Here is a 14,484-nt window from a genome sequence, read left to right as displayed (position 1 = left end):
TACTTTTCAGGCATGCTAAGATATCATTATATGTCGGGCTTTATAAATTTTTGCGACAGACAAGGTACAATACAAAAGTATAGATACCTGAAAGGATGGAGACTTTTTTATGAATTTCAAGAAAATTGGTGTCATCGGCGGTGGCACAATGGGACAAGGGATTGCCGAAATGCTGGCAGCCAAGGGCCTGGATGTATTGCTGGTGGAGAAAACCCCTGAGAAACTGGACTACTCCTACGAAATGATCGAGACAAGTCTAGATAAGCAACTGGAGAAATGGGCGATCACTCAAGCTGAGAAGAAGCTGATTCTTAGCCGCATTCAAAAAGTGACACATTTCGCAGAGCTGAGCTCTTGTGACATGGTTATCGAAACAATCGTTGAGGATTTAGAAGAAAAGAAAAAAATATTAAATCAACTGGATCAAGTATGTCCAAACCACATTATTCTTGCCAGCAATACGTCAACACTTAGCTTGACTGAACTTGCAAGTTCTACAATGTATCCGGAACGCGTGATCGGAATGCATTTCATATACCCTGTAGCTAAAGTGGATCTTGTTGAAATTGTACGCGGTCTGAAAACTTCAGATGCTACTTTTGAAGATACAAAATCCTTTGTTGATGAAATTGTTGAGAAAAAAGGTGTAATGATTTATGAATCCCCAGGATTTGTAACATCACGCCTCATTTGCTTGTTTATCAATGAAGCTATGCACGTGCTGCAAGAAGGCGTTGCCTCCGCACAGGATATTGACGATGCTATGCGTATTGGTTATCAATTCCAATATGGACCGCTTGAAATGGCTGACAGATTCGGTCTGGATTCGGTTCTTGCTGCACTTGAAAATATGTTCCGTGAATATGGTGAGCTGAAATATCGTCCTTCCACGATCCTTAAGAAGATGGTGCGTGCAGGACAATTGGGTATGAAATCAGGCGAAGGCTTCTTCCAGTACGACAAGGATGGTGACCGTATATGAATATTCTAGTAATTAACTCCGGTAGTTCTTCTTTAAAATATCAATTGTACAATATGGCTGATGAATCCGTTTTGGCTAAAGGTTTGGTGGAACGTATCGGGATGGATTCCTCCATTCTGAACCATAAACCTACTGGTAAAGCTGAAGTAACAGAAGTAAGTGAAATTTTGGAGCATAACACAGCGATTCGTAAAGTTCTAGCTTGCCTAACGGATAAAGAGCATGGCGTTATTGAATCCATTAAAGAAATCAATGCTGTGGGTCACCGTGTAGTACATGGTGGTGAATTCTTCAAAGCTTCCGCACTCGTGGACGCTGATGCCAAGACTAAAATTCGTCAATTGTTTGACCTTGCACCACTGCATAACCCAGCAGCAATGATGGGGATTACGGCTTCTGAAGTAAATATGCCGGGTGTACCGCAGGTTGTTGTATTCGATACTGCATTCCACCAAACAATGCCTGAAAAAGCTTATATGTACGCGATTCCTAGAGTACTGTACAATAAATATAAAGTTCGTCGGTATGGCGCACACGGTACATCACACGACTTCGTAAGCAAAGCTGCTGCGGAGTACTTGGAGCGTCCGTTGGAAGATCTGAAGATCATTACTTGTCATATCGGTAACGGAGGTAGTGTAACTGCTGTTCAAGATGGAGTGTCTGTGGATACTTCCATGGGTATGACTCCTCTGGAAGGTTTGATGATGGGTACTCGCAGTGGTGATCTTGATCCAGCAATTGTTCCTTACGTGATGAACAAGGAAGAATTGTCCGTAGGCGAAGTTAACTCCATGTTGAACAAACATAGTGGACTCCTAGCAATTTCGGGCGTAAGCAGTGATATGCGTGATATTATTGAGGGTATGGAAAAAGGTGAGCCTAATTCCACGCTAGCTTTTGAAATGTATGAGTACCGCTTGCGCAAGTATATCGGTTCTTATGCGGCTGCTATGAACGGTGTAGATGCTATCGTATTCACTGCTGGTGTTGGTGAAAATGCTTCATTGCTACGTGAGAAACTGCTAAATAACCTTACGTTCCTGGGTATTGAGTTGGATGTTGAAGCTAACAAAGTTCGCTCCGGCGACCCGCGTCGTATCTCTACGGTAGATTCCAAAGTGCAGGTGCTTGTAGTTCCGACTAACGAAGAACTTGTCATCGCACGTGATACAAACCGTATTGTGCAAGGAATTAACGGCTAAATTAGAGGAGAGATTGAAGGCATGGCTAACAAGAGTGTAATCAAGAACGTGAATGAACATGTTGGAGAAAGTGTTGTTATCGGTTGTTGGGTAAACAACAAGCGCTCCAGTGGTAAAATTCAGTTCCTGCAGCTTCGCGATGGTACAGGTTATATTCAGGGAGTTGTAGTGAAATCAGAAGTGCCTGAAGAGGTATGGGATGCAGCTAAGAGCCTCACACAGGAAAGCTCATTGTATGTGACCGGTATTATTCGTGAGGAGCCTCGCAGTCAATCCGGTTTTGAAATGACTGTTACCGGAATTGAAGTTCTGCACCTTACAGAGAATTATCCAATTACTCCGAAAGAGCATGGCGTTGATTTCTTGATGGATCACCGTCACCTCTGGCTCCGTGCCTCGAAGCAGCGGGCTGTTCTGGTTATTCGTGCGGAGATTATCCGGGCAATCCAACAGTTCTTCAACGAGAGCGGATTTACAAAGGTGGATCCTCCGATTCTGACGCCAACGTCAGCAGAGGGAACTACTAACTTGTTCCACACGAAATACTTCGATGAGGATGCTTACCTGACCCAAAGCGGACAGTTATACATGGAAGCTGCAGCTATGGCACTGGGCCGTGTATATTCCTTTGGACCAACCTTCCGTGCGGAGAAATCTAAGACTCGTCGCCACTTGATCGAGTTCTGGATGATCGAGCCTGAAATGGCCTTCACAGATCATGAAGAAAGCTTGAAGGTTCAGGAAGAGTTTATTAGCTTCGTAGTGCAATCCGTATTGAAGAATTGCCGTGCGGAGTTGGAAGCGGTAGGCCGCGATATTTCCAAGCTGGAGAATATTAAAGCACCATTCCCACGCATTACTTATGACGATGCGATCAAGTTCTTGAATGATAAAGGCTTTGAAGATATTGCTTGGGGTGATGATTTTGGTGCACCTCATGAAACAGCAATCGCTGAAGCCTACGATAAACCTGTATTTATTACTCATTATCCTGCTTCATTCAAAGCGTTCTACATGAAGCCGGATCCAAATCGTCCTGAAGTCGTACTGTGTGCTGATATGATCGCTCCTGAAGGTTATGGAGAGATTATTGGGGGTTCACAGCGGATCGATGATCCTGCGCTGCTTGAAGAGCGTTATAAAGAGCACAATCTTTCGATGGATTCTTATAAATGGTACATGGATCTGCGTACTTACGGATCTGTACCTCACTCCGGTTTTGGACTTGGGCTTGAGCGTACTGTAGCTTGGATCTGTGGTCTTGACCATGTACGTGAGACTATTCCATTCCCACGTACACTGTACCGCCTCTACCCATAAGTTCTTAGGATTTGAACAAAGGGGGAAGCACATGGACGGCAAGACATGGAGTACCTGGAGCGAAGGCGTCTCCTTCGGTCTGGAGAACGGAATGGCCGTCATACCTTACGCTTTACTGAAGTATTACCGGAAGCTGAATTTAAGCGGCAGCGAAGCGATGCTGCTGATTCATCTGCTCTCCTTCAGGCAAGTGGAAGGGATTGAGTTCCCTTCTCTGGAGGAGCTTCAGGTTGTAACTGGTCGTAGCATTTCCGTTCTCGCCGGAGAATTGCAGAAGCTCATGAAGGAAGGTTTCATTAGCATCGATGGAGACAACGATGAGCTAAGAGATATCCATTATGAACGCTACAATTTCTCAGGGCTATATGGAAAGCTAGGTGCTTATCTTGCGACAGCTGTACAAGAAAATGAGCAAGATAAGGACAAGGGAGCATATGGAACATCAGCTCCCCGGGCTGCTGCGTCAGGTGGAGGATTCGGAACTCCCCCCACATCTCCTTCTTCACTTGGAGATAAAGAGGAGAGCCGGAATCTATTCAGTATTTTCGAGAAGGAATTCGGGCGCCCGCTGTCTCCAATGGAATGTGAGACGATTTCCAGCTGGGTGGATCAAGACCGATATCCTGAGGAGCTGATTCTGTTAGCGCTCAAGGAATCCGTATTTGCGGGGAAGGTTCATTTTCGTTATATCGACCGGATATTGCTGGAATGGGCCCGTAACCGGGTCAAGAACGCTCAGGATGTAAAGACGTATACACAAAAATTCCGCAATGGTGGAAGATAGATCGTTTAGGAGAGAACCGTATTGCTTTAGCTATTGCTAGAGTCTGTACGGTTCTTTTTTTATTTTTTTAGATAAGTGCAGGGGTGGGCGAAGAACTCAGCGTCTATTGCTGTGGGAAGGAGGGGAGAGTCATTGAGGAAGAGCTATTAATCAAGCGGATTTGCCAAGGAGACGAAGATGCGTTTCGCCAGTTTGTAAATACATACAGTCAGCATATATACAAAATCACCTATTCTGTATTACGTGAAGTCAAAGGGGCTGAAGACGCTGCTCAGGAAGCTTTTCTCCAGATGTATAAATCTCTCCCTGACTACCGTTATCAAGGCTTAAAATCATGGATTACGCGGATCGCCTTAAATAAGGCTATTGATGCCAAACGTAAACGTGATCGGCTACGAGAGTTACCTGTTGACTATGAGCTTGTGCTGAGCCAGACACCTTCTAATGAGGAGGATGTACTAGCCACTGTTGTCCGTCGTGACCGGATGAATCGTCTGTCGGGTGAGATCAACAATTTACCGGAGGGTCATCGGGAAATTATGGTGGCTTATTATCTGGAAAATAAAAAATATGAGCAAATTGCTGCTGAAAATGAAATTACTCTGAAGACGGTGGAGTCCAGACTATATAGGGCGAGACAATGGATGCGAAAACATTGGAAGGAGGACGAATGGCTATGATGAAGAGTGGAGAAAACCTAAATCGCCGCGAGCAGGCAAAAGCTTATCTTGAAGGGCAAGAAGATAGTATAGAGCGAGATGAATGGGAACAATTGCTGCTCAAGGATGAAGACACATTTGTTTCGTACATGGAGATGCTGGATGAGCTAAAGGAGGATCTGCCTTCATTGGAGAATTCGTCTGCTTTTACAGAGAGAGTTATGGGAGATTGGGTTGCTACGGTGAGATCTTCAGTAGTCATAGAAGAAGTAGCGGGGAAAGAAGAAGGATCACGGCGTTATCGCTGGTATGAAAAAACAATCTTTCATTATGCCGTTGCTGCTTCGTTAACGCTGTTGATTATGTCTTCCGGGATGTTTGATAAGTTACTCACGGGTGAAATGGAGCTTATTGTCCCTAAGAAAGATAATTCGCCATCTTATAGCGAACAATTCATGCAAGCCACCAGCGGATGGTTGAGCCGGATTATGGACGGAAGACAGAAATGAGAGGAGAAATGAACAATGCAACAGCAGCGTAATAAAATTAAGGGTCTTTTTCTTAATATGATTCCTGGAGCAGGTCATTATTATATGGGAAGACGCCCACAAGGGATTGTTTATTTTTTGCTAAGCTTTGGTGTGTTATTTATGTCATTCTTAATCGCTATGGCTGAAGGGGATGAGGGAATTCTGGCATTGGGAGTGATCGGATTCTTACTTCTATGGATCCTTTCGATGATTCATCTGGTAATTAAATTACTGCAAATGCCCACTCCAATTGTAGCGCCTGATGGATCAATGCTGGATTTTAGTTCTACTATGCCCGTAAAGACGGAGGATAATGAACGTGTGCATGTCATCTTATTGTCTTTCATTCCTGGATTGGGTCATTTTCATATGGGGCTGATGCAGCGTGGACTATCCTTTCTGATTTCTTTTTTCGGATTCATGACCGTTATGTTGTTCTTGGCCGGAATTACTTCGAGTGATGCATTTTTGCTGCTGTTTGGAGTATTGCCAGTAATTTGGCTGTATTGCATGTTTGATGCAGTTCAGTTGATCCATCGTAAACAAGCAGGAGAAATGCTTGTTGACCGCACATTATTCGAAGAGATGGAGGCTGGACGTGAGGAAGGACGACGCAGCAAAGTATTAGCGACATTACTATCCGCATTTCCTGGTGCTGGACAGATGTATCTGGGACTGCAAAAAAGAGGGCTCCAGCTCATGCTTCTTTTCTTAGGAAGTATTTATGTCATGGATCTATTGCGGTTAACATTGCTCTTTTTCCTTATCCCGGTCATTTGGTTCTATAGCTTATTCGATGGCTTACAGTTAGTTAGCCGATATGGACGTGAACCTTTGCAGGATAAGCCGGTTATCGAAGGTTTCTTAAATCATCAAGGCTGGCTCGGAGCAGTCCTGATGTGTCTCGGATTATACTTTATTGTTGTGAATGTCGCAGTTCCTGCCATCGATATCAGATTTCCAGAATGGCGGCTGGAATATCGCGTAAATGAATATTTTAAGACCATTGTCGTCTCCGTGTTATTGATCGGTGGTGGGGTGAAGCTGATGACTGGAAGTAAGAATAATAAGAGTAGAAAAGGGGCGGGGGGTCAATCTTGAATAATCCAGTAGAAGTAGAGCCGGGAGTCATGGTAACTAGCGAGTTTCCAGTGAACGAAGGGAAATCTAGAAGTTGGCGTGTAGGTACGTTGTCGATGGGACTGAGCCTTTTATTTCTCGGGGCATTAATAATGGTCTCGCAGTGGAAAGGAGCGGATGTGTTCGAGACAACACTTGCTTGGTGGCCGCTCATTTTTATCTTACTTGGTTTAGAAATTGTAATTTACACCTTATGGTTCCGTGGTAAAGGGAAAATGTACTATGATGTGCTAAGTGTTCTGTTCGTCGGATTTCTGGCAGTGTGCTGTTTAGTATTCGCAGGAGTCAGCTCTTTAGGATTAACACAAGAACTTAGACATGTGATCTCATCTACGGAGGAGAATTATTCCTTGCCGGAATGGAAGGGGAATGTTCCACAGGGTGTAGGCACACTTATAATCCAGGCTGCTGAACCTTATGGAATTATGGTTGATCGAACGGCTGGGAACGAGTTGAATGTATTTGGGAGTTATTCCACGGCAGAAGGGCAACTCAAGCAAGAGCAAGAGAAGCGGCTGTTGCAAACTAAACAAGTCGGAGACACATTTTACGTCATCTTAGGAGACATACCTAGACATCTAGTATTCGATAACTCCAGGAATGCATTGAACGTGACCATTGCGGCTCCTGTAAATCTAAAGGTAATCGTAAGAGATAATTATGGAAATGTTGTAACAAGATAAAAAAAAGATCGCTTCCCACCCGATGAGGGGATGGGCTGCGATCTTTTTTTGGTTAAGAACGAAGCTCTTTCTCTAGGGCAGCACCCATTTCACGTGAGCGCTCGGCACATCGGTTAACTGCAGCAATCACAGTTTCAAAGAATTCCCCTCGTTCAAGCACTTCTATAGCTGCTTGTGTTGAACCGTTAGGGGAAGTAACCTTCTTACGGAGTGCTGCGGGTTCTTCTCCCGTCTGTTGTACCATTCGGGCAGCACCCAGCACTGTTTGAACAGTTAATTCGGTGCTTTGATCAAGTGGCAGCCCACCACGGATACCAGCGGCGATCATGGCTTCCATCATGTAATAGATATACGCAGGCCCGCTGCCTGAAATTCCGGTCAAGGTTTCCATACGTTCCTCATCAATGATTGTTGTAAGCCCGACAGCCTCAAAGATATTAAGAGCAAGGCGACGGCCTCTTTCGTCTACTTCTTTGGAGAAGGCTAGACCAGTGGCACCCAGACCGATGGAACTGGAAGTGTTAGGCATTGTGCGAACAATAGGCTGTGCTTTGCCAAGTAGACCTTGCATGGTGCGAATAGATAGACCTGCAATGACAGAAACTACGATCTGATCCGGAGAAAGAATTGGACCTAGTCTGCGTAAGGATTCTGCAGCATCTTTAGGTTTCATTGCCAGTACTATTACGGGTGCGTTCCGTAAGTATTCTATTTTTTGTTCGGGATCATTTGTGCCTATTACACCATAACGGCTTTTTAGTTCTGCCAGACGTTCACTGCTGCTGCGATTGAGCATGATGACATTATCGGACTTCACGATATTGCGGCTAATCATCCCGCGAACGATGGCTTCTGCCATGGAGCCTGCGCCATAAAAAACAATATTATGATTCATGAGTGGAACTGAAGGTTGCTGACACATGGCTAAAATCCTCCTAAAAGTTGTGTGATAGAATACTTAAACGTGTATACTAACCCCGAATTTGTCCCGTTCCGTAGATCTTATATTTGGTTGAAGTTAGTGCAGGCAGACCCATCGGGCCACGAGCGTGGAGTTTCTGGGTACTAATACCAATCTCTGCACCGAATCCAAATTCAAAGCCATCCGTGAAGCGGGTTGAGGCATTGTGATAAACAGCGGCAGCATCCACTTCTTGTAAAAAGCGTGTGGCGTTCTCCTGATCTTCTGTTACGATACATTCCGAATGTTTCGTACCATACTGGGCGATATGCTGCATAGCTTCTTCCAAATCACTGACGATTCTAATATTAAGGATATAATCGTTGTATTCTGTAGCATAGTCTTCTACGGTTGCAGGTAATACCCATGGGACAAGAGAGATGGTTTGTTGACAGCCGCGAAGTTCTACATGAACCTCACGGAATGCTTCGGCTAAGGATAACAGATATTTGCTCGCGTAATCCTGATGAACGAGTAGTGTTTCCATAGAGTTACATACCGAAGGGCGCTGAGCTTTGGCATTTAAACTAATGTCCCGTGCCATTTCTGGCAAGGCAGTTGTGTCGAGATAAGTATGGCAGATGCCTGCTCCAGTTTCAATTACGGGAACGGTTGCGTTAAGGACTACATTTTGAATAAGAGAGCTGCCTCCGCGCGGGATGATCACATCTAAAAGTCCGTTCAGCTTTAGCATTTCATCTACTGAAGAACGATTTGGGTCTTCAATCAGCTGAAGCGCGTTAGGCGGCATTGAGGTTTCAGCAAGAGCATTGTGCAGAACCTCGACAATTTTACGGTTGGAGGACAGGGCAGAAGAGCCACCGCGCAGCACAACAGCGTTGCCGGTTTTGAGACATAGACCTGCAGCATCAACAGTTACATTGGGACGTGCCTCGTAGATGATGCCGATCACACCAAGCGGAACACGCAGCTTCTGGATGTTGAGGCCGTTAGGACGTTCAATGCTTTCTAGCGTGTCACCGATAGGATCCGGTAATATAGCGATTTGTTGCAGGCCTTCGGCAATGCTGTTAATCCGACCCACATCTAACGCCAACCGGTCGAGCATGGATTCCGGAGTTCCATTAAGTCTTCCTCGTTCCAAATCCTCCGCGTTGGCGGCGATAATGGCGGGAGCTTCGCGGCGAAGCGCATCGGCCATGACCAGCAGTGCTTTATTCTTCTGGCCAGTTGTTAAGCTTGCTAGAACTCCTGTAGTCTCCTTGGCTAATTTACTCTTATTAATTACTTCACTCATGACGATTCCTCCCTATATTTGAATTGAAAAAAAATGTTTATCTCAGTGTAATCCATTCGTCACGGTGAATGACCTCAAGCCGGTGTACTTCTCCCAGCTTTGGTACAATCTCACGGCTTGGCAGACCTTGAATGCTGCGCAGCTGAGCATCATCGTAATTTACAATCCCACGTCCAAGCAATTTGGAGTCGGGTCCAAGTACTTCTACAACATCTCCTGCGTGAAAGCTACCCTCTGTCTGTTTGACGCCTACAGGCAACAGGCTGTGACCGCCATGAAGCAAAGCTTCTACAGCCCCTTCGTCCACGTACAGGGAGCCGAGAGGGGTAGACATAAAGCCAAGCCATTGCTTTTTGACGGGGAGAGAGGATAGCTTCGTTGCAAAATAAGTGCCCCTACCTTCTCCTGTTGCAGCAAGCTGTAAATCTCCAGGTTCGGTGGCTCTTCCGACAAAGACAGGAACACCACCCCGAGTAGCGATCTTGGCCGCATCGATTTTGGATCGCATACCGCCTGTTCCAACACTAGAGCCAGCTCCACCAGCAATAGCATATATCTCCGGTGTAATGTCATCTACGAACTGATAGCGGACAGCATCCGGATGCTTGCGGGGATCTCCACTGTATAAACCATCCATGTCGGTTAAGACAAGTAGTCTAGAGGCTTTTAACAGGTTGGCTACTAGCGCAGAGAGGGTATCGTTATCGCCAAATTTCAGTTCATCTACGGAGACAGTGTCATTTTCGTTAAATACGGGCACCGCTCCTTGGCGAAGTAGCTCTTCTACAGTCATCATAGCGTTATTCATGGCTCTGCGGCTGCAGAAATCGGTGCGAGTCAGCAATATTTGCGCGGTAGTAATTCCATGCTGGGCAAAAGCTTCCTGATAAGCCTGCATCAGCAGTACCTGACCCACAGCCGCAGCGGCCTGCTTCTCATGCAGCAGCTTCGGACGTGCTGGATAACCGATACTGCGGAAGCCGGCGGCTACCGCACCAGAGGTTACTAACAACACCTCACAGCCGTTTTTCTTCAACTCGGCAATCTCTGAGGCAAAAAAGGAGACTGCTTCACGATTCAAACCGCCCTCGGGTCCGGTCAGCGAGCTGCTGCCTATTTTGACCACGATTCGCGTCGTCATTTCTGTCCACATCCTCTTCGTTTATTAAGTCCTGAAAACAACAAAAAGCCCCCATCCTTAGACTTAGCAAAGGACGAAAGCTTATAAACTTCCGCGGTACCACCTTCATTGATGAGGGATCATCCGACTTCATTCTCATAACGGGAGGATCCGTCCTGTTTGACACAGGCCGCTCGGGGGTAGGATTCGGAACGAAAACCGCGGTAAATTCTTTCAGCCTGTCGGAATCTACTCTCTAGGCGCGGTTAGACTCATTCTTACTGGTCCCGTCTGCACGTTTCACTTATTTTCAATAGAATACCATGGAGCTGGTTGCATTGCAAAGGGAAAACGTAGGATATATTTCTTCATGCAGAAAGCTCTATATATTATGTTTAACCTCAAAGTAGAGGGGTAAAGAACTTATAATCTGTTACCAGGAGGTGGATTAAATTGACTAAAGACAATAAAGCCGAGCAGGGACAGAATCAAGATTCAAACGAAGTTGCAGAGCTTCAGAATAGTGTGACTCGTGAATTTGTGGAAGAGCACACCGGGGCTCCAGTTGATAAGGGATTGGCTGATTCAAGTAAAGCACGTGTGTCGGATGATCAGAACCGCCTGATTACACAGCGTAATTTGCGTAAATAATCTAGTACTGTTACAAGAGGTTCACCTGAAAAGTGCCCCGACAACCACACGAATGGTTACTGGGGCACTTTATTTGTATATATTCTATTCTTCCGTTAATTCAGACACGGTTGATTTGAATGTTTCTACAAAAGCCTTTGCGGCTTTGGACAAATATCGTCCGCGTCGATATGCTACAACTAGCGTACGACTAGGCACTGGATCAGCAAGCGGTAAGTAGACTGGAACAAATTCACTCCGCGGTGCACGAGCGATAAAACGAGGAACAAGAGTCACGCCCATACCTGTTGCCACTAGGGATTGAACGGTTTCCATATTATTGCTCTCGAAAACGATTCGTGGCTCGAATCCGGCTTTCCGGCATAGTTCCACAGTCATTTTGCGGAAGCCCTGACCTTCCTTAAGTACGATAAAAGGTTCGTCCTTAAGCTCTTCAAGTGAGGTCCGTGTTCCATCTAGGATTCGTTTAGCGAGTGGATGTTCAGGAGGAACAGCGAGATCGATTCTTTCCTCTCCAAGCTCTTCATAAGCTAGTGCAGGAATTTCGAGGGGTAAGGAGAGCAGGCTTAAATCGGTTTGGCCACTTGCCGTGAGCTTCTCTAGGTTCATTGACGAGTCTTCGAGCAGCGTTATTTCTACCTCAGGATAATTTTGTTTAAAAACTGGAAGTACATGCGGCAGAAGATGTGCACCTGTAATCGGCATACTACCCACAACTACACGTCCAGTACGCAGTTCTGATATGTCGGACATTTCTTGCCGCAGCAGCTCCACTGCGTCAATGATAATCTGGGCTTGTTCAACGAATTTAGAACCTGCGTAGGTCAGCTCAACTGAGCTGGTATTACGCTGAAACAGCATTACGCCGAGCTCTTTTTCCAGTTTGGAAAGCTGCTGGCTGAGCGAGGGCTGGGCAATATGCAGCTTGTCCGCTGCACGTGAGAAGTTTTTTTCGGCTGCGATTTGCAGCACATACTGCAGTTGTCTCAGTTCCATATATGGACTCCTTAGAGAAATGATTTACTTATAAGTATATCCTATTGGATTATAGTTTTGTATAGGCAAACCGAAGGAGCATTCACTTCATCACTCCCCAGAATTTGCTGGGCCTGATTTTAAGAGAGTAACCCTTGTACACTGACCGAAGTATCCGATATCCTCTAACAGTATATTTTTAGCGCCGGATCTTGAGAGTATCTATGAAATAACTGTATTTTGTACAGCTATTTCGTATGCAAAAGGGATCATTTTGGTTTTAAGTGTATTCTATACAACTAAAAACTAGAGTTCCCAGCTATAAGGCGATAAATCATGAAAATAGCTGTACAAAATGCAGCTATATTCATTAACGAATGATTCACAGGAATATAGCTGTACAAAATACAACTAAACGCACCTACACACTACGCTTGCGCATCGCACCTACACATCACACTTGCGCATCGCTTCTACACACTGCGCTTGCGAATCGCACCTACACATCACACTTGCACATCTCTCCAACATATAGCGCTTGCGCATCGCTTCTACACACTACGCTTGCGAATCGCACCTACACATCACACTTGCGCATCGCTTCTACATATTGTGCCTCGACATACCCTAACTTAGCTTATAGGTTCAGGCTATCACTTTTATAGATATCATATCTTGGAATTATAAAGACAGGGGTGTTATATTTAGATCATTCAAGAGAGACTCCACGCTCTCTTCCAATGAACGATTCTATTAATGAGGTGAAATTATGAGCAACAAGACAATGTTTGAGAAGATTTGGGAGAATCACGTTATTCATCAAGAGGAAGGTAAACCTAGCATTATTTATATTGATCTGCATTTGGTTCATGAAGTAACTTCTCCACAGGCTTTTGAAGGGCTTCGTCTCAGCAACCGGAAGGTTCGCCGTCCTGAGCTGACCTTCGCAACGATGGATCATAACGTACCAACTAAAGATCGTTTTAACATTAAAGATCCAATCTCCAAGCAACAAATTGATACCCTTTCTAAGAACTGTGCTGATTTTGGTGTAAGACTGTTCGATCTGAATGATATTGATCAAGGCGTTGTACACGTAATGGGTCCTGAAATCGGCTTGACACATCCTGGCAAAACTATCGTTTGCGGCGACAGCCATACCTCCACGCATGGTGCATTCGGCGCACTGGCATTCGGTATCGGAACTAGTGAAGTTGAACATGTAATGGCTACGCAATGTTTGCAGCAATCCAAAGCTAAGACAATGGAAGTACGCTTTACAGGCAAACGTAACCCTGGCGTAACAGCAAAAGATATGATCCTAGGTGTTATTGCTAAGTACGGTACTGATTTTGCCACAGGTTATGTAATTGAGTATACAGGCGAAGCTATTCGTGAATTGTCGATGGAAGAACGTATGACTGTCTGCAATATGTCGATCGAAGGTGGAGCAAGAGCTGGCTTGATTGCCCCTGATGAAACTACTTTTAATTATCTGCGTGGACGTCAATACGTACCGCAAGGCGAGGCTTATGATGCTGCTGTAGAAGCATGGAAGAGTCTTGTAAGCGACGAGGGCGCTCAGTACGATACGGTTGTTGAATTTGATGTGGAAACATTGATTCCACAAGTGACCTGGGGTACTAGCCCGGGCATGGGTACTGACATCAACTCCAGCGTACCGAATCCGGCTGACTTCACCACTGAAAATGAACGTAAAGCTGCTGAAAAAGCGCTTGAATATATGGATTTGACTCCTGGAACACCTATTTCTGAAATTCCGATTGATTATGTATTTATTGGTTCCTGCACTAACGGACGGATCGAAGATTTGAGAGCTGCAGCAGTGGTAGCTAAAGGTCATAAGGTTTCTGAAAAGGTTACTGCCATTGTTGTTCCAGGCTCGGGCCGTGTTAAGATGCAGGCTGAGAAAGAAGGACTTGATAAAGTCTTTACTGAAGCTGGCTTTGAATGGCGTGAAGCGGGATGCAGCATGTGCTTGGCCATGAACCCGGATGTTCTGCAGCCTGGACAACGCTGTGCATCTACCTCGAACCGTAACTTTGAAGGACGCCAAGGACGCGGAGGACGTACACATCTGGTATCTCCAGCTATGGCAGCCGCAGCTGCGATCAAAGGTCGTTTCACTGATGTACGTGATTGGAATTATAAGACGGAAGCCGTCAGCTCATAGAACTAGAGAGAACACGGGAGGA

14 protein-coding genes are annotated in these 14,484 nt (G+C 45.4%); 10 read left to right on the top strand and 4 right to left on the bottom strand.

Annotated features, from left to right (window positions below; all coding sequences use genetic code 11):
- Positions 1–109 precede the first annotated feature (109 nt).
- From MKZ16_RS21725 to MKZ16_RS21690, 8 genes are all read left to right on the top strand, one after another.
- Positions 110–982 (top strand): 3-hydroxyacyl-CoA dehydrogenase NAD-binding domain-containing protein, encoded by an 873-nt coding sequence (locus MKZ16_RS21725; protein WP_036676304.1) that lies wholly within the window; start codon positions 110–112, stop codon positions 980–982.
- Positions 979–2,187: an acetate kinase gene (locus MKZ16_RS21720; RefSeq protein WP_036676305.1), complete on the top strand. Its 1,209-nt coding sequence runs from the start codon at positions 979–981 to the stop codon at positions 2,185–2,187. Before MKZ16_RS21725 ends, MKZ16_RS21720 begins: the two co-directional genes overlap by 4 nt.
- A gap of 21 nt (positions 2,188–2,208) precedes the next feature.
- Positions 2,209–3,507 (top strand): asparagine--tRNA ligase, encoded by a 1,299-nt coding sequence (asnS, locus tag MKZ16_RS21715; protein ID WP_036676308.1) that lies wholly within the window; start codon positions 2,209–2,211, stop codon positions 3,505–3,507.
- A gap of 31 nt (positions 3,508–3,538) precedes the next feature.
- On the top strand, positions 3,539–4,291 hold the full coding sequence (locus MKZ16_RS21710; protein WP_038572407.1) for a DnaD domain-containing protein: 753 nt from the start codon (positions 3,539–3,541) through the stop codon (positions 4,289–4,291).
- Between the two features lie 83 nt (positions 4,292–4,374).
- Positions 4,375–4,971, top strand: coding sequence for an RNA polymerase sigma factor (locus MKZ16_RS21705; RefSeq protein ID WP_179089120.1), 597 nt, complete (start codon positions 4,375–4,377; stop codon positions 4,969–4,971).
- The gene (locus tag MKZ16_RS21700) at positions 4,962–5,459 is read left to right on the top strand and encodes a hypothetical protein (protein ID WP_143763131.1); all 498 of its coding nucleotides are present in this window, start codon (positions 4,962–4,964) and stop codon (positions 5,457–5,459) included. The genes MKZ16_RS21705 and MKZ16_RS21700 overlap by 10 nt, the downstream gene beginning before the upstream one ends.
- Positions 5,460–5,474: 15 nt before the next feature.
- The gene (locus MKZ16_RS21695) at positions 5,475–6,581 is read left to right on the top strand and encodes a hypothetical protein (protein WP_036676314.1); all 1,107 of its coding nucleotides are present in this window, start codon (positions 5,475–5,477) and stop codon (positions 6,579–6,581) included.
- Complete coding sequence (locus MKZ16_RS21690; protein ID WP_051490914.1) at positions 6,578–7,303, top strand: hypothetical protein; 726 nt, start codon at positions 6,578–6,580, stop codon at positions 7,301–7,303. The genes MKZ16_RS21695 and MKZ16_RS21690 overlap by 4 nt, the downstream gene beginning before the upstream one ends.
- A 52-nt stretch (positions 7,304–7,355) precedes the next feature.
- Here MKZ16_RS21690 and proC read toward each other — a convergent pair whose 3' ends face one another.
- From proC to proB, 3 genes are read right to left on the bottom strand one after another with little or no spacing between them, the layout of a single operon-like run.
- A complete protein-coding gene (gene proC, locus MKZ16_RS21685; protein ID WP_076104451.1) occupies positions 7,356–8,225 on the bottom strand; it encodes a pyrroline-5-carboxylate reductase in 870 nt (289 codons plus the stop codon).
- Between the two features lie 49 nt (positions 8,226–8,274).
- On the bottom strand, positions 8,275–9,522 hold the full coding sequence (locus tag MKZ16_RS21680) for a glutamate-5-semialdehyde dehydrogenase (protein WP_076104452.1): 1,248 nt from the start codon (positions 9,520–9,522) through the stop codon (positions 8,275–8,277).
- 37 nt (positions 9,523–9,559) lie between these two features.
- Positions 9,560–10,663, bottom strand: a complete 1,104-nt coding sequence (gene proB / locus MKZ16_RS21675) for a glutamate 5-kinase (RefSeq protein ID WP_076101454.1) — start codon at positions 10,661–10,663, stop codon at positions 9,560–9,562.
- A gap of 432 nt (positions 10,664–11,095) precedes the next feature.
- Here proB and MKZ16_RS21670 point away from each other — a divergent pair, with 432 nt between their 5' ends.
- On the top strand, positions 11,096–11,293 hold the full coding sequence (locus MKZ16_RS21670) for a hypothetical protein (protein WP_076104453.1): 198 nt from the start codon (positions 11,096–11,098) through the stop codon (positions 11,291–11,293).
- An 84-nt stretch (positions 11,294–11,377) separates the two neighbouring features.
- On the opposite strand, the gene MKZ16_RS21665 is transcribed toward MKZ16_RS21670, so the two are convergent.
- The gene (locus tag MKZ16_RS21665) at positions 11,378–12,289 is read right to left on the bottom strand and encodes a LysR family transcriptional regulator (protein ID WP_076101451.1); all 912 of its coding nucleotides are present in this window, start codon (positions 12,287–12,289) and stop codon (positions 11,378–11,380) included.
- A gap of 748 nt (positions 12,290–13,037) precedes the next feature.
- Here MKZ16_RS21665 and leuC point away from each other — a divergent pair.
- Positions 13,038–14,462: a 3-isopropylmalate dehydratase large subunit gene (leuC, locus tag MKZ16_RS21660; RefSeq protein WP_036676324.1), complete on the top strand. Its 1,425-nt coding sequence runs from the start codon at positions 13,038–13,040 to the stop codon at positions 14,460–14,462.
- Positions 14,463–14,484 lie beyond the last annotated feature (22 nt).

The sequence above is a fragment of the Paenibacillus sp. FSL R5-0928 genome (assembly GCF_037970385.1).
Lineage (GTDB): Bacteria > Bacillota > Bacilli > Paenibacillales > Paenibacillaceae > Paenibacillus_AQ > Paenibacillus_AQ odorifer.
This window is presented reverse-complemented; position numbering and strand designations above follow the sequence as displayed.

Excerpts from the sequence above, each read along its gene's own strand:
- MKZ16_RS21695 (WP_036676314.1), top strand. The coding sequence starts at position 5,475 with ATGCAACAGCAGCGTAATAAAATTAAGGGTCTTTTTCTTAATATGATT.
- proC (WP_076104451.1), bottom strand. The coding sequence starts at position 8,225 with ATGTGTCAGCAACCTTCAGTTCCACTCATGAATCATAATATTGTTTTT.
- MKZ16_RS21720 (WP_036676305.1), top strand. The coding sequence starts at position 979 with ATGAATATTCTAGTAATTAACTCCGGTAGTTCTTCTTTAAAATATCAA.
- MKZ16_RS21700 (WP_143763131.1), top strand. The coding sequence starts at position 4,962 with ATGGCTATGATGAAGAGTGGAGAAAACCTAAATCGCCGCGAGCAGGCA.
- proB (WP_076101454.1), bottom strand. The coding sequence starts at position 10,663 with ATGACGACGCGAATCGTGGTCAAAATAGGCAGCAGCTCGCTGACCGGA.
- leuC (WP_036676324.1), top strand. The coding sequence starts at position 13,038 with ATGAGCAACAAGACAATGTTTGAGAAGATTTGGGAGAATCACGTTATT.
- MKZ16_RS21725 (WP_036676304.1), top strand. The coding sequence starts at position 110 with ATGAATTTCAAGAAAATTGGTGTCATCGGCGGTGGCACAATGGGACAA.
- MKZ16_RS21680 (WP_076104452.1), bottom strand. The coding sequence starts at position 9,522 with ATGAGTGAAGTAATTAATAAGAGTAAATTAGCCAAGGAGACTACAGGA.
- MKZ16_RS21710 (WP_038572407.1), top strand. The coding sequence starts at position 3,539 with ATGGACGGCAAGACATGGAGTACCTGGAGCGAAGGCGTCTCCTTCGGT.
- asnS (WP_036676308.1), top strand. The coding sequence starts at position 2,209 with ATGGCTAACAAGAGTGTAATCAAGAACGTGAATGAACATGTTGGAGAA.
- MKZ16_RS21665 (WP_076101451.1), bottom strand. The coding sequence starts at position 12,289 with ATGGAACTGAGACAACTGCAGTATGTGCTGCAAATCGCAGCCGAAAAA.